This window comes from Aquimarina intermedia (genome assembly GCF_008124785.1).
Classification (GTDB): domain Bacteria; phylum Bacteroidota; class Bacteroidia; order Flavobacteriales; family Flavobacteriaceae; genus Aquimarina; species Aquimarina intermedia.
On sequence record NZ_VNHU01000001.1, the window covers coordinates 43676 to 64504 of the forward strand.

Consider the following 20829-nt stretch of genomic DNA (forward strand, 5'->3'; position numbering starts at 1 on the left):
TTTTGCTGATTCACCAGCATCAGATAATTAGCTTACATAATTTCTTGCTTGATTGACAAGGAGCCAGTAATAATAAATATATTTGCTCATGCGATTTTCTGAAATTCTAGGTTTAAGTCATATAAAGAATTACTTAACAACGAGTGTAGATCGAGGAAGAATTCCTCATGCTCAACTATTTGTCGGTGCTAACGGCAGTGGCACATTGCCCATGGCTATTGCCTATGCACAATATATTTTATGTGGGAATACTGATGGGGAAAACGGCGGTGCCAATAAAGCGTGCAATATAAAATTTGATCATTTGGCACACCCTGATTTACATTTTGCGTATCCGGTGGCTACAAATCAAAAAGTAAAAAAACATCCAACTGCCGATCAGTTTGCCGAAGAGTGGCGGGATTTTGTGTCTAAAACTCCCTACGGAAGTATTTTTGACTGGTACGTTTCTTTGGGTATCGAAAATAAGCAGGGACAAATTGGAGTTGATGAAGCCTTACAGGTTGTCAAAAAGCTCTCCTTAAAAAGTTATGAAGGCGGATATAAAGTGATGCTTATCTGGATGGCAGATAAAATGAACAATGCTGCTTCAAATAAGTTATTGAAGTTAATTGAAGAGCCTCCTGAGAAAACTATCTTCATTCTGATTACAGAAAATGAAGAGCAACTTTTGCAAACTATCCGTTCCCGTTGTCAAGTGGTACATTTTCCTGCATTGGGAGAAGAGGTGATTAAGGAAGCTTTACTTTCCTTATCTGAAGCCGGGGAAAACGAAATAACGAAAATCGCACATCAGGCTGAGGGCGATTATAATAAAGCGATTCACTTATTGCATCACGATGGCGGGGATGATCAGTTTGAAGAATGGTTCATTCAATGGATTCGAACTGCTTTTAGAGCAAAAGGAAATAAATCTGCTGTCAATGATCTGATAGTTTGGAGTGAATCTATCGCCGGAGCAGGGAGAGAAACTCAAAAGAAGTTTTTGAAGTATTGTATTGATTTCTTCAGACAGGCGATGCTACTTAATTATGGCGCTCAGGAGCTGGTGTTTCTGGAACCCAATACGCCCGGTTTTGATCTTGCAAAGTTTGCTCCTTTTGTACATGGTGCCAATATTATGGATATTACTAACGAACTGCAAGATGCTATGTTTCATATAGAGCGTAATGGAAATGCCAAAATTATATTAACCGATCTGTCCATACAGCTCACACGTTTGCTTCATCGCAAATCTCAATAATAATCCATATCCTAATGAAAAATTTTCTTACTCACCTTGTGCCTATAACTATTCTGGCATTTTTGTTTATAACCTTTTTACAATCTGCGTTAGACAAAGTCTTCGATTTTAAAGGTAACACGGTTTGGCTGAAGCAACATTTTGAAAATACCATACTTGCAAAACAGGTTCCTATTTTATTAGGTATTGTTTTAGTCTTAGAATTTATCGCAGCTTTAGGTTGTATCCTGGGTGTTACTTTTTTGATATATTCCGGAGAGACGTATGTGGCGACGTTCGCTATGTTTATCTCTTGTATTACCCTGCTTGCCCTTTTATTTGGTCAACGGGTGGCAAAAGATTATCCGGGTGCCTTAACCATTACCTGCTATTTCTTGGTAGCCATTTTCGGTTTGTATGTGGTAAACGCCTAGTGATGCATTAGTCTAAAGTGTTTTACTCGACTGGTCAACTGCGCTCGAACCACAGGAATCCAGAGGCCAGTTTGATTAGTATCATTAAGAGATTTCGATTCCGCTCGACCTTACCGGATATAAAAGTATTTTCTTACACTATCATTCAAAAAATAAACCCTTTGCTGTACAGCAAAGGGTTCAAAATTTAAGTTGTGGTTAATAGATTTAATAGGTACATCCACATTTACTTTGACGACATCCAAAATCAAACCCTAACGTGATCATATGAGACCCTGCTGCCGTACTTGGCTGTAAAACCTCATTTACGTTAATTTGATACGCATAGGCTACATAGAAATTAAATTTCTTTATTCCCACCATGGGAGAAACCGAAAGTGGCTTAAAACTCTGATCTACGAGCGAACGGATACTTAATCCGGCCCAATAGTAATCTGTATCGTGCATTTTTCGCACTTTGAGATTTAAATCAGCTGTACTACGTCCATCTCCTGCAAAATTCTGGTATAACACCGAAGGTTCGATCTCTATATTACTAAATCGGTGAAAAAATGTATACCCGGTATACATATAATAATTCTGTATCGTAGAAGGTTCTGTAGGATTAAAATCATCTATTTCCTTCTGTAACAAGTTTACCGCATTACCGCTAAAGAAAAATCGACCAAAACGATATAAGAAACCGATATCAAAGTTGGAATTATTTACGGTTACATCCGGTAGATTCGGATTCATAGGTTCATCCGGGTTTCCATTATTGAATTCGTTGGCATCAATACCAAACTGGGTAAACTTATAACTTAACCCAAAAGAAAGATACATATTATCATATTCACTCAGCGTCAAGTGATGTGCAAAAGAAAGTTGTACTCCTTTTTGCGTTGTAAACCCATTTTGGTCATTAAATAAAATGGCACCAATACCTGAGCGGTCTGAGATTCTTCCATCAAAAGATAAGGACTGTGTGCCCGGAGAATCCTCGATACTCACCCATTGCTCAAAACCAGAGGCGCGCACCTGCCAGCAATCTCCTATCCCCGCGTAGGCAGAGGATATAAGATATGGATTATCGGCAAGGTATTGATTCTGCACTGGTGCTGAAAATTCTTGTGCGTAGGATAAACATCCCAGAAACAACCCTATTATTAAACTACATTTTTTCATCTACACTTAAAATTATTGACCGATGGGGGCTTTACACAACAATCGGTTGTATGATCAATTCTTTTTCTAACGTTTTATTTTACTTCATATTATCGATATAGCGTAAAGTGACCTGTAAATTGCCTGTCATCTACATCATTTAAGATAATGGTATACCAGTAATCACCTGATGGTAACTCTTTGCCTTGGTAAATACCATCCCATCCTTCTTCATCTCCACTAAACTCGCCTAATAAACGGCCATATCGGTCAAACACTTTAACCTCCATGTTTTCAAAATAGAACGGATCGTCAACAAATGGTGTGATCTGACCAGGATACCAGTAATCATCTGTACCATCACCATTTGGCGTAAAGTAATTCGGGATACGGATATTAATGTATGTGAGTTCATGAATTGCTGAAACTTCACATCCACTTGCGTCCACAACTCGAATCAGGTACAGTCCGCTTTTACGAATTGCAAAGATATCAGAAGTTAATTCTCTTTCTTCACCTTCGAATGTTACATAGTATGTATACTCACCAACACCACCTTCAACCTGAATACTATATTCATTAGGATCTTCCGGATTGTTAGTCATTTGAGGAACAGGAACAGTTAATGGTACATATTCGTCTACGCGCACTGTATCAATAATTTGTGTACACAGTCCACTTTCCATTACCGCTTCATATTGACCCGGCTCCACTACAAATCGTCCTGTAGTGTTTTGATTTGAGCTAGGGTTCGGTGTTCCATTGATCCCGTTCAAGGTGTAAATAATATTGACATCTTGAAGAACTTCAGGAATGTTGAATTGAATAAAGTGACTTTCTTCACTAACTAATACCGTTTGATTATCCTCTCCAATTTGATAAACAGGACATTCTAATCCTTGTTCTAATGTTGCAGTAAGTGCAACACCTTCAGGAATCAATACAGGCAATTCAATACGACATCCATTGGCATCTCTAACGAAGATCGTTAAGCCGCCTCCGGGTAAATTATCAAATATGAACTGACCTGCAACAAAGTCTGCGTCGTTATTGGTGATATTAGTTTCATACGGCGCAGTACCTCCGGTAATTTCGATCGTTACACCACCATCATTTTCGTCAGCACATGTTTCCGGTGTAATTGCACCTAGCACAGCTACCTGTAAAGGATTAGGCTCGATAATCGTACGTTGCTCTATTAAGCTACATCCATTAGCATCTTGAATATATACATCATAAACTCCCGGTCCTAGATCTGAGAAAGTATGCTCGTTAGGTAGACCATCCGATGCATCATTTAAGAATCTGCCAGCATCTGTACTAATAGCAAAGGAATATGGTGCAGTACCTGTACCAGGCGTTACTTCGATTCTAATCTGTCCATCATCTTCTCCATTACATAACACGTCAGTTTCGGTTACACTTGCTACTAATTGAGTTGGTGTATCCACAGTAAAGGTAGCTCTCGCTTCACAAGCCCTAGCAGTCCTTACAATATATTCATAATTACCTGCTGGAAGATCTGTAAACAGACTTTGAGATTGTATTCCTGAAACTGGTCCAACTAGTTCAAATGTGTAGTCTCCGAATCCTCCGGTTACTGAAGCGTTTATTCTTGCTGATGCCTCACCAAAACAATTTACACTTTCGGAGAATCTAGTATCCAGGACTAAAGTGATGTCTTCAATTGGTGCCACCACTACAGCATTAGAGCGTTGCGATTCACAACCATTAGCATCCTCCACATAGAATTGATACGAACCTTCCGGTAACGTAAAGTTTCCGTTTGCCTGAGAGGTCGTTATACCTGCCTGATCGACTACATAGTAGGTTGTTATTCCTCCACCGGCACTTGTTGTGCCCGAAACAGTAAACGTACCAGTTGTGTCTCCACAATTTAGTAATGGTCCAGAAGTTACATTAACTGTTACCTCTGCAGGTTCTGCTAAGGTAGCTGTTTCTGTAGCTACACACCCGATTTCATCATACGCAGTAATTGTATACATTACATTCGGACGTAAATTCTCAAAAGTATTTGAGGTCTGAGGCGCACTTTCTGTACCACCACCCGCTCTGATCGAATATCTAAACGGTCCATTAGAACCGGTAGCAGAAGCTACTATTTGTCCGTCAACCGATCCGAAACAAGTTACATCTGTCGAAGTAAGCGTCACAACCACATCATTTGCTGGTGCAGCTATAGTCACTGTTTCTACATCCGTACAACTAAATGTACCATTGTCATCAGTTGCCGTTACGGTGTAGGTGCCTGCAGGCAAACCTTCAAACCTACCTGTAATATTATCAGGTAACGGTGCACCACCAATACTATAGGTTACTGTTCCTTGTGCTCCTGTTACAGTAGCTTGGAAACCACCATTTGATGCAGGGTCACAGTATTCTTGTAAGTTTATCGGTATTATAGTTAAATCCAGTGGTGCCAACGGACCATTAATTTGTACACTGTTCGAAACTTCTACACAGAAAGGATCTACTGTTTCAGTAATTTCAACGGTATAGCTTCCTAAGGAGAAGGTCGATGGCAATACATATGGATTAACTGCGGTGTCACCGGTTCCCGTAGCAACTACAGTACTCGATGCATCTAATACACGATAGCTATACGCGCCTGTGTATCCAGTAATAGAAATATTAATCGTTCCATCTGCATCACCGAAACAAGTTTCTGGTGTTTCCTGAGCAGCAACAATTTCAATAGTATTGAATTGAGCTACTGTATATGCTATCGGAATCGTACATGTTGTTGTTTGATCCGTTATGGTGAAGTTATAAGTACCCACAGCCGGTAAATTAAACGTAGCGCTCGTTGTAGGGCCAGTAGCTGTAATCGTTTGCGAAGCTACAACAGCAGGACCATTGGTTACTTCGAACAAGAAGTCCCCACTCGGTGTTCCACCATCAATGGTAACGGTTACAACTTCCGGATCCGGATTACAATTAATTCGAGTTACCAATGTAGCTGTTGGGTTCGTCATAATCGGGAACGGATTCACCGTTTCAGAAACTGCAAAGGTACATCCCTTGCTATCTTCAATAGTGAAGTTATACACACCGTCAATATCGGCATCAACCACATGCTGTGCTCCACTAACTACAATATTCGTAAACGTGCCTGTAGGTCCGTTATATGAAATACGATATGGTGCATTACCTCCGGTGATATCAATCGTAATATCAGGGAAGTTATCATTATTAGAAGCATCACACGTATAGTTAGACTGTAAAGTCGTGGCATCCAGCACTGCAGGTGTACCTACAGTAATAGCTACCGGTGTGTTTACACAACTTTTGCTTGATGTTACAACCATATCATAAGTATTAGCAGCTAATCCTGTGAATACTGGACTTGCTTGTGGTCCTGCGATCAAGGTTACTCCTTGGTATAATTCATAAGCATATGGTGTATCATCATCAGTAGATGGATCTAAAACAACCGTAACTGTTCCATCACTAGCTCCAAAACAAGATACAGGCTCTGAAGTTCCTGTGACAATAGGATCTTCAAATCTCGGTACTGTAATATCAAAGGTATCTGTACATCCTGGTGCTGGACCAATCGCTGAATCTGTAACTTCAACGCGATAATCTCCATTAGGTACATTTCCAAATGTTACTTCATTAGCTCCCGGACCGGCAACTTGCGTAACACCTACCAGTGTCACTCCTGTGCCCACATCAATAAGATCAAAAGTCCAGTTTGCTGCACTCGCAGAACCTCCGGTTACTGTTGCAACTACCGTTCCATCGGCAGCTCTACAGGTTGGATCAGTAAAGGTTGCTGTGACTATCAACTCTGGATACACCGTAATAGTTTCCTGATTTGATGGACAGCCATTCTCATCGTACACTGTTACCTGATAAGTTCCCGCTGCAGTTACTGTGAACTGATGCGTGTTGTTATCAACATTACCTACAACAGCTACCCCACTATCTAATTGATATGTTAACGTACCAAAACCGGTAGCAGTAACAGTGAAAGTGTAATTGTTATCAAATGTACAAGGATCATCTACAAATTGTGGAAGCGGAGCATTCAATATCGGATTTGGTGTTACATCCGGGATCGTAATCTCAACACGCTCCACACAGTTATTGGCATCGCGTACAAAAATTACCCAATCCAAACTTGTAGCAGGATCCAAATCAAATGTATTTGTCTCTGGATACGTAGCCGGATCCGGTTGTGGCAATACACCTGCCGCATAATTGAAACTATAAGGTCCTACCCCACCAACAGCGTCCATAACAACATGAGAAACTAAGTCTGTACAGTTTGGTGTTGTTGCACTTGACAATGATAGTGCCAAAGGTGTAGGTTGTGTAATAGTTACAACATTAGAAACTTCATCACAGAACGGAGTGTCCAAAGCTTCAACATTTACTGTAAAAGTTCCGCTTGGTAACCCAGATATCAATAAAGGATTAGCCAGAGCAGTATCTCCTGAACCTGTCGCCTCTACAGTGCTTGTTGTTGTATTTGTTACTATATAATTATAGGTACCCGTATACCCGGTAATTTCTAAATTAATCTCTCCCGTAGTATCTCCTGCACATAGTACTGAAGTTACCTCGGTAGCAATAGCATCTATGGTATCGTAAGGTGCTACTACATAAGGAGCTGTATCTATCGTACATCCTGTTTGTAAATCTGTAATCCTAAAGGTATAACTACCCGGAGCAGCCAAATTAAAGGTAGCACTACTTGTAGTTCCCGAAGCATCCTCTGCAACCACCTGTGTAGCCGTACCCATTGGAAGTAAATCAAACTGGTATCCCGATGTGTTTCCTAAAATTCTATCAATAGAAACAATAACACCCTCAGGATTATCACATGAAATTACGCCACCATTAATTGCCGTAGCATCTCTGGTAACCAAAGGATTGTTCATAATCGGGAACGGATTTACCGTTTCAGAAACTGCAAAGGTACATCCCTTGCTATCTTCAATAGTGAAGTTATATGTACCGTCAATATCGGCATCAACCACATGCTGTACTCCATTAACTACAATATTCGTAAACGTTCCTGTAGGTCCGTTATATGAAATACGATACGGTGCATTACCTCCGGTGATATCAATCGTAATATCAGGGAAGTTATCATTATTAGAAGCATCACACGTATAGTTAGACTGTGAAGTCGTGGCATCCAGCACTGCAGGTGTACCTACAGTAATAGCTACCGGTGTGTTTACACAACTTTTGCTTGATGTTACAACCATATCATAAGTATTAGCAGCTAATCCTGTGAATACTGGACTTGCTTGTGGTCCTGCGATCAAGGTTACTCCTTGGTATAATTCATAAGCATATGGTGTATCATCATCAGTAGATGGATCTAAAACAACCGTAACTGTTCCATCACTAGCTCCAAAACAAGATACAGGCTCTGAAGTTCCTGTGACAATAGGATCTTCAAATCTCGGTACTGTAATATCAAAGGTATCTGTACATCCTGGTGCTGGACCAATCGCTGAATCTGTAACTTCAACGCGATAATCTCCATTAGGTACATTTCCAAATGTTACTTCATTAGCTCCCGGACCGGCAACTTGCGTAACACCTACCAGTGTCACTCCTGTGCCCACATCAATAAGATCAAAAGTCCAGTTTGCTGCACTCGCAGAACCTCCGGTTACTGTTGCAACTACCGTTCCATCGGCAGCTCTACAGGTTGGATCAGTAAAGGTTGCTGTGACTATCAACTCTGGATACACCGTAATAGTTTCCTGATTTGATGGACAGCCATTCTCATCGTACACTGTTACCTGATAAGTTCCCGCTGCAGTTACTGTGAACTGATGCGTGTTGTTATCAACATTACCTACAACAGCTACCCCACTATCTAATTGATATGTTAACGTACCAAAACCGGTAGCAGTAACAGTGAAAGTGTAATTGTTATCAAATGTACAAGGATCATCTACAAATTGTGGAAGCGGAGCATTCAATATCGGATTTGGTGTTACATCCGGGATCGTAATCTCAACACGCTCCACACAGTTATTGGCATCGCGTACAAAAATTACCCAATCCAAACTTGTAGCAGGATCCAAATCAAATGTATTTGTCTCTGGATACGTAGCCGGATCCGGTTGTGGCAATACACCTGCCGCATAATTGAAACTATAAGGTCCTACCCCACCAACAGCGTCCATAACAACATGAGAAACTAAGTCTGTACAGTTTGGTGTTGTTGCACTTGACAATGATAGTGCCAAAGGTGTAGGTTGTGTAATAGTTACAACATTAGAAACTTCATCACAGAACGGAGTGTCCAAAGCTTCAACATTTACTGTAAAAGTTCCGCTTGGTAACCCAGATATCAATAAAGGATTAGCCAGAGCAGTATCTCCTGAACCTGTCGCCTCTACAGTGCTTGTTGTTGTATTTGTTACTATATAATTATAGGTACCCGTATACCCGGTAATTTCTAAATTAATCTCTCCCGTAGTATCTCCTGCACATAGTACTGAAGTTACCTCGGTAGCAATAGCATCTATGGTATCGTAAGGTGCTACTACATAAGGAGCTGTATCTATCGTACATCCTGTTTGTAAATCTGTAATCCTAAAGGTATAACTACCCGGAGCAGCCAAATTAAAGGTAGCACTACTTGTAGTTCCCGAAGCATCCTCTGCAACCACCTGTGTAGCCGTACCCATTGGAAGTAAATCAAACTGGTATCCCGATGTGTTTCCTAAAATTCTATCAATAGAAACAATAACACCCTCAGGATTATCACATGAAATTACGCCACCATTAATTGCCGTAGCATCTCTGGTAACCAAAGGATTGTTCATAATCGGGAACGGATTTACCGTTTCTGTTGGTAATACAAGCGGACATCCATTACTATCATTTACAGTGATATCATAGTTCCCTGCCTGATCGGCATCAATTACGTACTGTACTCCGGCAGTAGTGCCATCTGCATCAGTAACTGTTTGATTGGTAACGGTGATCGCCGGAGTAGTATACGATATCGTATACGGAGGCGTACCATTTTCAATGGTTACTGTAATATCAGGATAAATTTCGCTGTTATCTGCAGCACAGCTATAAGCTGTTTGTGATGCTGTTGCTGTCACTTGTGTAGGTGTTCCTACTACTATATCAACCGGCGCATTTGCACAGCCTCTTCCTGAGGTCACAACCATCTGATAAGTACCCGCCGCAAACAATCCTGTAAACACCGGACTCGCTTGTGGTCCTGCAATTAAGGTAGCTCCTTGATATATTTCATAAGCATATGGCGTGTCACCATCGGTAGTTGGATCTAGAACAACCGTAATTGATCCATCACTAGCTCCAAAACAAGATACATCTTCTGAGGTTCCCGTGACAATAGGATCTAAAGGTACTGTACGTGATACATTTACAGTTGCTGTACAACCCGGTGCAGATGCGATTGCAGAATCAAGCACTTCAACTCTGTAATCACCCGCAGCAATGCCTGGGAAAATATTAGAAGCTTGAGGACCTGCTACAATAGCATTTGTTCCGTTGTCAACCAATGTAAAACTAAAGTTACTTGGGTTGGTTGCATAATCAGAACCACCGGTAACACTTGTGACAGTAATTTCACCATCTGCATTACGACATGTTGGTGGTGTAGTAAAATCAGCATCAACTAAAACTTCTTCATACACTGTAATGCTTCCTGTATCAAAACATCCATTGGCATCTCTAACAGTTAAAGTATAGGTTCCCGGAGTAGTCACGGTATAAGTAAAGATTCCATCATTTGGTGTATCCGTTACAAAAACTGGTGTATCTGCAGTACCCGTATCCCCATCATCAATACCATATTGTAGTTGACCTGTACCTGTTGCATTAACAGTAAATGTATAATTATTATCAAAAGTACACGCATCATCAACAAATGCAGGTACACTAGTAAAAACCGGATCTGCCGTTGCTGTTATTGTCACATCTAATGGTGGTAAAACTGCACAGTCATTCGCGTCCAATATATACACATCCCAGTCCAATCCTAATGATTGATCTAAAGAAAGTACATTATTTGCATTGTAAGCAGCTGGTGCAGGTGCCGCAGCCCCATCAAGAACAGGTGCATAACGATACGGAGGAGTACCTCCTTGTCCGTTCACCACCACTTCAGCAAACGTATTACAATTCCCTACCGTATTACTAGTTTCCACTATAGCTAGCGGAGTTGGCTCTGTAATTGTAAATTCTATTGACGCATTACAAGGGTCAAGCACTGTTGGATCAGATTCAGTTACTCGAAGTAAGTATTCTCCCGGTCCAAATCCACTAATAGTACCCGTGGCAGTTGCTCCTACAGCCTCAGGATTACCGTTTCCAAAAACAAGTGTACCATTAATGTCAGTGAATAAATCTGATGTTCTATATACATCGTAAGTTAGCTGATTTCCTTGATAAGTATCTATACTATAATCAATCGAGCCATCTGCATTTGTAGTACAGCTGACATTATTTTCAGTAACTGCGATATTCATTAATGATGGACTACTAACAGGCGCTATACTCTGAATATCAGTACACCCGGTATTCGTATCGATTATCTCGTATGTATATGGTGAATCGAAAGGTATATTAGTAAACCTGTGATTTCGCTCTGGTGCTCCAGAACTCACCGGCAGTCCATTTAATGGTCCGGCAACACCCGAAGGGTACTCCCTAATCAAAAATGGCCCCGTACCTCCTGATACGTTGATATCAGCCGTTACTCCATTGGAACAAGTTGCAGTTGTACTCGTGGCTACTGTGAAAATAGCTGGTGTTGCAATATTGTAAGTGAATTCATAGATACATCCATTATCATCCTCAATTCGCACTTTGTAATCACCAAAATCAAGATCATTAAAGACAACAAAATCATCTGTTGTTGGACCGATTGGTTGAACAGTACTGGTTGTAGCTAAGGTGTTATCTAAGTTTAATAAACTATACGTATAAGGCAATGTTCCTCCGGTAATATTAGATAAATCTATTCTTCCCAAAACATTTCCCGTAGCACCACATGTAATATCAACATTATTCTCAGTACCTACAACTACTGGAGCAGGTTCTCCTACTGTTATCGAAAATGCAGGGCTATTGATACATCCTTTGGCATCACGAACAAAATAAGTATATGTTCCCGCTGCTAAATTTCCGTAAGTTGTTTGATTACTATATCCAAGACCATTAAAGTCTATTTCATAAGGTCCTGTACCTATTGTGGTGTCAACTGTAATTACTACAGAACCATCTGCAAGACCATTACATGTTGCATCACTTGCAACCGCAGTAGCTACTGGCTCTGGATTGTCAGTTACTATAATTATTGTTGAATCTGCAGTACATCCTTCACTATCTGTTACTCTAAACTGATAATTACCCGCAACGCCTGTTGTAAATGGTGAAGTAGTTGCTGTATAGGTTGCTCCTCCATCAGAGCTCACTTCAATAGTTCTCGTTCCATTTCCATCCGCAGTCGTTACATCAATCACTGCATCTGGACTTCCACTACAATCTAAGTCCTTGGTTAAGGAGGCTACTATTCTAACTTGTGGGGCAATTGTAAACGTCGTCGTAGCTGTCGTACAATTGGTATCTGTGTTAGTAACGGTTACATCATAAGTTCCCGGTGTTAAACTTGGGATCTCAAAGGTATTAGCGGGTGCAGGTCCCGGTAAAAACGTAACTGCTACGTCTGCTCCCCCATTTAAACTATACGTAAACGGACCTAAAGGAGCCGCTACTCCCGGAGTAATGGTAATCCATTGACTCGCTTGATCTGTTGTATCATAACATGCATCGCCGCCTGAAACGGCTGCAATAGTTGGCGCTGCTTTGGTTCCAACCGTGATTGGCACACCTGTTGGCGTTTCACAAGCTGTTGGTAAGCTAGCATCACGAACAAAAACCGTGTAGTCTCCAGCAGCTAGTGCAGCAAAGAAACTTGATGATTGGTATCCTCTTATAATTACAACACCCGCACTGTCTCTTAACTCATATTGTAAAGATCCACGTCCGCCGGATGCTGTTGCAATAACGGCTCCTGTTGAATCGCCACAATTAGCTTCAGCACTCGTGGCAGAAACAGTTATGACCGCAGGCTCTGTGATAACAACTGTATCTGTATTGGTACAGTTAGTAGTGATATCCGTAACTTCTACCGTATAGGTATCTGCTCCCAAGCCTGTAATAGGTGTTGGGGTAGTTGCTATCGGTCCTCCTGAAGCAACAACAACTGCCGCTCCATTGGTAACTGTATAGGTATAATTATGTGTACCTAAATTGGTAACATTAAATGATAAAGCTCCATCTGTATCTCCGTTACAGGTAGGCTCTGCAGTAACACTTGCATTGACTACAATTTGATCGATAGGATCAACCGTATACGTCTCAGAATACACACAGCCATCTGTAGTAGTTCGTGACTCAAATGTATAGGTTCCTGCAGCTAATGTATATGTATCTGTTGCTGCAAATGTAGTTGCGTCTCCTGCCGGAGCAGCTATTCTATATTCAAATGAAGAAGCGCCATTAGTCCCCGTAGCGGTTAATGTTACATCTGTTGTAAGTGCAGGACATTGCATTTGTGTTTGTACAAAAGCGATATCTGTAACCTCTTGTAAGGGATCGATTGTTAAATCTCCCAAGTTTACAGGACATGCACTCGTATTGGTATCTCTAATATATAAAGTATACGTACCATCAGTAAGGTTATCAAAGACTCCTGTAACATTGGTGTAATCTACCCCATCAATACTATACTCATATGAGCCATTTCCGTTTGCAGGGTTAGTAACACTTATTTGACCGAATATAATACCTGTACCTGCTGCATCACAACTATAATCTCTTGTAATCGCAATATCAGCTGTTAGTGCTGGGGGTGAAGCAATCGTTGCATTTACCATTACTGAACATCCATACTGGTCGCTAACCTCAATGCTATGCGCACCAATAGCTACTCCAGTAAAGGTGTTGCTTGTCGCTGCAACTGGTCCAACACTTGTCGTGCCATCCAATACATAGGTAAAGGGACCTGAACCTGCCGTAGCTGTAACCAAAATAGAACCTGTGCCTCCTGGACATGTAGGATCTGTTGGAGTTGCAGTAGCTGTAACCGGAGTATACGGTGCCACAACTATAGGGGCAGAAGTTGCCTCACAACTTTCTCCATCCGTCACTCTAATTTCATAGGTTCCTGCAACATTGGTTGCATAAGGAGAGCCACCCGCATAAGCTGCATCAATAACAGCTCCATCACGTAGAATAGCAATTACATTACTACCGTTTCCTCCTGTAGTACTAAAAGTAATCGTAGCGTCCTCGGTAGGAGCACATGTGATTTCTTTGGTCAAGGCCGCCGTAATAGTAAGCTCTGGCTGAATAGTAAAACTCAACGGTGCAGAACTACATGTACTTGCCGTATTTTGAACCGTTACTGTGTAGGTACCCGGTGTTAAATTTGGAATCTCAAAAGAATCTGCCGGTAAGCCTGCAGGCGTTGTAAAATCAACCGCCTGAGGAGCTCCGCCGTTTAAACTATAAGTGAACGGACCTGTGGGCGTAGTTCCCGGAGTAATCGTAATCCATTGACTCGCCTGATCTGTCGTGTCATAACATGCATCACCGCCTGCAATTGCAGTTAATACCGGTAATTGTGTCTGATCAATAACAACGGTCTGACTTGGCGTCTCACAAGCTGTAGTCGGATCATTCGTATCCCGTACAAAAACAGTATAAGTACCCGGTGCTAAATTAGCAAATGTATTGTTGTTTTGGTAAGCTACTATAGCCGGTAAGGTTTCTGCAGCATCTCTTAATTCATACTGATATCCACCTCTACCACCCGTAGCAGTAACTGTTATAGATCCCGTATTGTTCCCGCAATCTGCAGCGTCTGTCGTAAAGGTAAATCCTAATACCGCAGGCTCTGTGATAACAACTGTATCTGTATTGGTACAGTTAGTAGTGGTATCCGTAACTTCTACCGTATAGGTATCTGCTCCCAAGCCTGTAATAGGTGTTGGGGTAGTTGCTATCGGTCCTCCTGAAGCAACAACAACTGCCGCTCCATTGGTAACTGTATAGGTATAATTATGTGTACCTAAATTGGTAACATTAAATGATAAAGCTCCATCTGTATCTCCGTTACAGGTAGGCTCTGCAGTAACACTTGCATTGACTACAATTTGATCGATAGGATCAACCGTATACGTCTCAGAATACACACAGCCATCTGTAGTAGTTCGTGACTCAAATGTATAGGTTCCTGCAGCTAATGTATATGTATCTGTTGCTGCAAATGTAGTTGCGTCTCCTGCCGGAGCAGCTATTCTATATTCAAATGAAGAAGCGCCATTAGTCCCCGTAGCGGTTAATGTTACATCTGTTGTAAGTGCAGGACATTGCATTTGTGTTTGTACAAAAGCGATATCTGTAACCTCTTGTAAGGGATCGATTGTTAAATCTCCCAAGTTTACAGGACATGCACTCGTATTGGTATCTCTAATATATAAAGTATACGTACCATCAGTAAGGTTATCAAAGACTCCTGTAACATTGGTGTAATCTACCCCATCAATACTATACTCATATGAGCCATTTCCGTTTGCAGGGTTAGTAACACTTATTTGACCGAATATAATACCTGTACCTGCTGCATCACAACTATAATCTCTTGTAATCGCAATATCAGCTGTTAGTGCTGGGGGTGAAGCAATCGTTGCATTTACCATTACTGAACATCCATACTGGTCGCTAACCTCAATGCTATGCGCACCAATAGCTACTCCAGTAAAGGTGTTGCTTGTCGCTGCAACTGGTCCAACACTTGTCGTGCCATCCAATACATAGGTAAAGGGACCTGAACCTGCCGTAGCTGTAACCAAAATAGAACCTGTGCCTCCTGGACATGTAGGATCTGTTGGAGTTGCAGTAGCTGTAACCGGAGTATACGGTGCCACAACTATAGGGGCAGAAGTTGCCTCACAACTTTCTCCATCCGTCACTCTAATTTCATAGGTTCCTGCAACATTGGTTGCATAAGGAGAGCCACCCGCATAAGCTGCATCAATAACAGCTCCATCACGTAGAATAGCAATTACATTACTACCGTTTCCTCCTGTAGTACTAAAAGTAATCGTAGCGTCCTCGGTAGGAGCACATGTGATTTCTTTGGTCAAGGCCGCCGTAATAGTAAGCTCTGGCTGAATAGTAAAACTCAACGGTGCAGAACTACATGTACTTGCCGTATTTTGAACCGTTACTGTGTAGGTACCCGGTGTTAAATTTGGAATCTCAAAAGAATCTGCCGGTAAGCCTGCAGGCGTTGTAAAATCAACCGCCTGAGGAGCTCCGCCGTTTAAACTATAAGTGAACGGACCTGTGGGCGTAGTTCCCGGAGTAATCGTAATCCATTGACTCGCCTGATCTGTCGTGTCATAACATGCATCACCGCCTGCAATTGCAGTTAATACCGGTAATTGTGTCTGATCAATAACAACGGTCTGACTTGGCGTCTCACAAGCTGTAGTCGGATCATTCGTATCCCGTACAAAAACAGTATAAGTACCCGGTGCTAAATTAGCAAATGTATTGTTGTTTTGGTAAGCTACTATAGCCGGTAAGGTTTCTGCAGCATCTCTTAATTCATACTGATATCCACCTCTACCACCCGTAGCAGTAACTGTTATAGATCCCGTATTGTTCCCGCAATCTGCAGCGTCTGTCGTAAAGGTAAATCCTAATACCGCAGGCTCTGTGATAACAACTGTATCTGTATTGGTACAGTTGGTTACTTCATCTCTTACTAAAATAGTATATGTTCCAGCTCCAAGTCCTGTAACCGATATAGGTGTAGTATTCTGTCCTGTAACCGTTGTCGGTGCAGCAATTGTTCCTCCTGAAACCGTGTACTCATAGGTATTTGTCGTAAGATCAATATCGTTTACCGTAAAACTCAAAGCACCATCAACATCTCCGTTACAGGTTGGTTCTGCCGTAGCCGATCCGTTGACCGTAATATTATCGATAGCATTTATAGTCACCGTATCTGAGTATACACATCCATCTGTAGTGGTTCTTGCTTCAAAGGTATACGTACCTACAGCTAATGTATATGTATCTGTTGCCGCAAATGTAGTTGCGTCTCCTGCCGGAGCAGCTATTCTGTATTCAAATGAAGAAGCACCATTAGTTCCTGTCGCAGAAACAGTAACCGTAGATGTTAAAGCCGGACATTGTATAGCTGTTTGTGTAAAGCTTAAACTATTTACTTCTTGTAATGGCTCAACCACCATAGGTGTAGAAGCCACAGGACAAGCGACGGTACTTGCATCACGTGCATACACAGTGTATGTGCCATCGGTTAACCCGGTAAATTCTCCCGTAGTATTGGAGTAATCTACGCCGTCAATACTATAAGAATACCCTGCGCCGAGTAATGGAGCTACCGTAATAGTAGCTGTTTGAACCCCTGTTCCAGCAGCATCACAACGATATTCCTGCGTAATACTAGCAGTCAAGGTTACAGCGGTGGCATCGGTAATTGAAAAATCAGGTGTAGAATCGACAGGACAAATGGTCGGTGGTGTCGTTCCCGGGGGTGTTGTATTTTCATGTGATACTCTTGCCAAATAAAAATCACCGGCAGGAATATTGGTAAAGGTTATATCTCTTAACGGACTCGTAATTAAATCAACCTGTGTAGGTACGGTATCCGTAGCATTTGCACGTTGTAAGAGTTCGTATGTATAGGTTCTACCAGAAACTGCAGGAGAAACCTCAACTCTAACTTGTCCGCCATCACCAGGACATGTAGGACTGGTAACAGTAACGTTGTCAATTACTATAGGCTGATAAGGTTCAATATTAGTTATTGACGCTTCTATAATACAGGCAGGCACACCTGCAGCAATATTTTCGTCACTAACATAAAAAGTATATGTTGCCGTTGGATCAACGGGCATTGGTAATTCAAATTGGTTATTCGCCGTAAAATTACCAGTACCATCATCATACAAATAATTACCTGATCCTGCTAAAACATTTACTTCAACTATAGCGCCGGTCTCACAGGTTTCCGGTGCGACTAGCACTACCTCTGCTCTAAAATCCGGAGCAGGATTTATAGTAACGGTTTCATTATAAATACAATTTGGTGCTTGATTTGGTCTGTTTGAAATTACTTCAACAGTATACGTATCCGGCTGTAGACCGTTTTGCGTGTAATTTCCATTATTTGCTCCAGAATTTGGAATAACAATAGGAGTTGCTAAACTAGGTGCGTCAATAGTATATTCATACTCCGGTGAACCACCAGTTACTGCAATAATAATAGTACCAAAACCTGTTCCATTTGTATCGTTAATACATGATGGATCATAAGCTGTAACACTATATGTTGGGCTAATCTCAGGAACATTAATAGTTGCTGTATACTCACATCCTCCCGGAAATGTAGTGTCAATACCATACACTGTCACATCACCAGGTGTTGTAATTGCAAATACACCTGTTGTATTTGTATAAGGTCCTCCCGGAGATAAACTAAAAGCATAATCGCTACTTGGTACATTGGTTACCGTTACACTACCGTCATTACCACACTCAATTGGTGTCATATCCAACAATGGTTGGTAATCATTTTTGAATACACTAAAATAAAATGGTATAAAACATCCTCCATCAAACTCTGCAAGAATTCTATAATCTCCTGCTGTACCCACTGTAAAATTAGCCACGTTTCCGCCTGGCTCTTCTACCCAATTAGCTCCTGTACAATCACTAGAAATTGAAGAACACGGGTCATTTGGATCAGATACGCAAGCACCGCTAGGTGCCAAGCGCTGCCAAGAAATACTTCTAAAACCACTAGAAGAAAAGTTAGTTTCTAAAAACATGGTTTGACTTCCACACAATGATATTTGAGGTATCTCTAAACCGCTACAGTTTTCGGTTGTAACCGTAGTTCCGTTTACATAGTTAGATATTGGATTAGTAATATCACTAAAACTTTGTACTTCATATTCCTCGGTAAGAGACATACAGGTACCATCAGACGGATCTGTATCTTCTTTTACAACAGAATAAGTTCCTGTTTGAGGCACTGGAACGTTTAAAAAATTAACCGTTGTAACTATAGGTGGCGAAATACCAGGACCAGACCAAGTATATCGGTCATATCCTGCACCAGCTTCTAATCGTAAATCAGAGGTACACGCCAACACACTTTTGCTACATGCCGGAACATTCGCTAAGAAGTTTGTTGCTTCCCCATCTGTATTCCCACAAGCGCCAATAACACTACTACTGTTATTAGTTCTTGTTGCTCCTGATATCGCTCCCGTAAATGTAGCTAATGCCGAGTTCTGGATTGTATTGGAACAGGCGTCCCTCAAATCCTCACAACTATTTACCAAGCGTGCTCTAAAACGTATATGGATCGGCAGGTCTCCGGGTAGTCCATTAATACCCGCCTCTACTAAATCTGCAGGAATATTGAAATCAACTATTCCAGGTGAAGGAAATGTATAGGTAACTCCAGGGGGTAAGGTAGCATCCTGAACTCCAACTAAATCTGTATTGGCAGGAAGGATATCCCGTACTACTACAGAACCATCCACCAAATCTTCATTACCTACATTTTGTATTTCGAGATCGTAAAACAGTTCATCACCTAATTCGACACTAGCATTGGTGATATCTGTAATACCATCAGTATCATAAACTCTTTTAATTACTTGTAGCTCTGGTTCAATGATATCCACCGCAAATGTATTCAAAAATACACGATAAGTATCACCCCCTGTTGTCAGTCGAAAAGTTGCACTCGTTTGGTTGTTTCCTAATAAAGTGTTTCCAGTATTTGGTAAATCAAACAAGTCAACATCCAATCCCAAAGTATTTGTAGAACTTGGATTTCGATTGGTTAAATAATTATTATTAAAAGAAACCGAACTATCAAAAAAGTTTCCGGTAGCATTAGGAGCTCCTGTTGTAGATCCTAACGAAACGAAAGTCCCGAATCGATTACGCATACGTAATCGATCCCCGGAAATACTACGATCTCCTTCAAGACCTGCAACACCATAACGTGCTCGAACAGGTAATGTTCCGGGTAAAGTTGTAAACCCTGAGTAGGTAAAATCTACAGGGTCATCACCTCTTTGAATTTGAATGAATCCATCCGCTGTACTTATATAGCGACTTGGTTCCAACGCATCTTCATACACCACTACTAAGACCCATCCACCTGAAGCTCCCGATACACCGGAGGTCAATCCAATGGTGGCGTTCATATTGGCCAAGGTGTAGGTTCCGGTAGGATTTGACTGATCTATTAAACTGGTAACATCTGCATAGCATACGTAAGGCACATCATCATTCGCCGTGTTACTTGGATTGGTCGGAGTATTACGGTACCCATCATAGATAATATCGCTAGCTGTAATATCTACATAGGTTCCTCCCGGTACTTTGAATTTTACATCTCTAAAATCATTAGCTCCCAATTTACGAGCATCTTGTGCAGGTAGGCCCGTACGTTGTTCATTACCATTTCTATTATTTACATCGTTAGGGGCCGGATTATTAAAATCACTATCTCCTGTTCTAACTAAATAGTAGGTAGCAGACCAATATAATCCTGCATATACAATACGGGTACACCCAGGACGTGGGGTTTCTATATCTGCACTACTGGAACTAAAAGTGGAAGGATCTCCATCAATGTCTATATAATCAGAGATACTGTTACCATTATTTAACGTTCCGTTATAGGCCGCATTTGGATCAAAAAAACCGGCACTGGTTTGTCTTAATCCTACGATAGAATTTCCGGTCATTACTAGATTACCATTGATTCTATCTGCAGTCTGTCGAACACTAAGAGGTACGATCTCCTGTGCATATATATTGCTTATGGTACTGGCGAACACTAAAAACATCACCAGGACTATCTTTATGGGTACAATTGTTTTCATAAGCTGTGTATTAAGTTAGTTTATTTTGGGGCATTGT

The 20829-nt window shown here is 41.3% G+C and carries 4 protein-coding genes; 2 read left to right on the top strand and 2 right to left on the bottom strand.

Annotation, left to right across the window (positions count from 1 at the left end):
* Positions 1-88 precede the first annotated feature (88 nt).
* Together BD809_RS00180 and BD809_RS00185 are read left to right on the top strand one after the other, a co-directional pair.
* Complete coding sequence (locus BD809_RS00180; RefSeq protein WP_148780935.1) at positions 89-1243, top strand: DNA polymerase III subunit; 1155 nt, start codon at positions 89-91, stop codon at positions 1241-1243.
* 14 nt (positions 1244-1257) lie between these two features.
* Positions 1258-1656 (top strand): DoxX family protein, encoded by a 399-nt coding sequence (locus BD809_RS00185; RefSeq protein WP_148780936.1) that lies wholly within the window; start codon positions 1258-1260, stop codon positions 1654-1656.
* A 207-nt stretch (positions 1657-1863) separates the two neighbouring features.
* Here BD809_RS00185 and BD809_RS00190 read toward each other — a convergent pair whose 3' ends face one another.
* Positions 1864-2820, bottom strand: coding sequence for a PorP/SprF family type IX secretion system membrane protein (locus BD809_RS00190; RefSeq protein ID WP_148780937.1), 957 nt, complete (start codon positions 2818-2820; stop codon positions 1864-1866).
* A gap of 89 nt (positions 2821-2909) precedes the next feature.
* The gene (locus BD809_RS00195) at positions 2910-20792 is read right to left on the bottom strand and encodes a T9SS type B sorting domain-containing protein (RefSeq protein ID WP_148780938.1); all 17883 of its coding nucleotides are present in this window, start codon (positions 20790-20792) and stop codon (positions 2910-2912) included.
* Positions 20793-20829: the final 37 nt, after the last annotated feature.

Coding starts and splice junctions, on each gene's coding strand:
- BD809_RS00180 (WP_148780935.1), top strand. CDS start 89: ATGCGATTTTCTGAAATTCTAGGTTTAAGTCATATAAAGAATTACTTA.
- BD809_RS00185 (WP_148780936.1), top strand. CDS start 1,258: ATGAAAAATTTTCTTACTCACCTTGTGCCTATAACTATTCTGGCATTT.
- BD809_RS00190 (WP_148780937.1), bottom strand. CDS start 2,820: ATGAAAAAATGTAGTTTAATAATAGGGTTGTTTCTGGGATGTTTATCC.
- BD809_RS00195 (WP_148780938.1), bottom strand. CDS start 20,792: ATGAAAACAATTGTACCCATAAAGATAGTCCTGGTGATGTTTTTAGTG.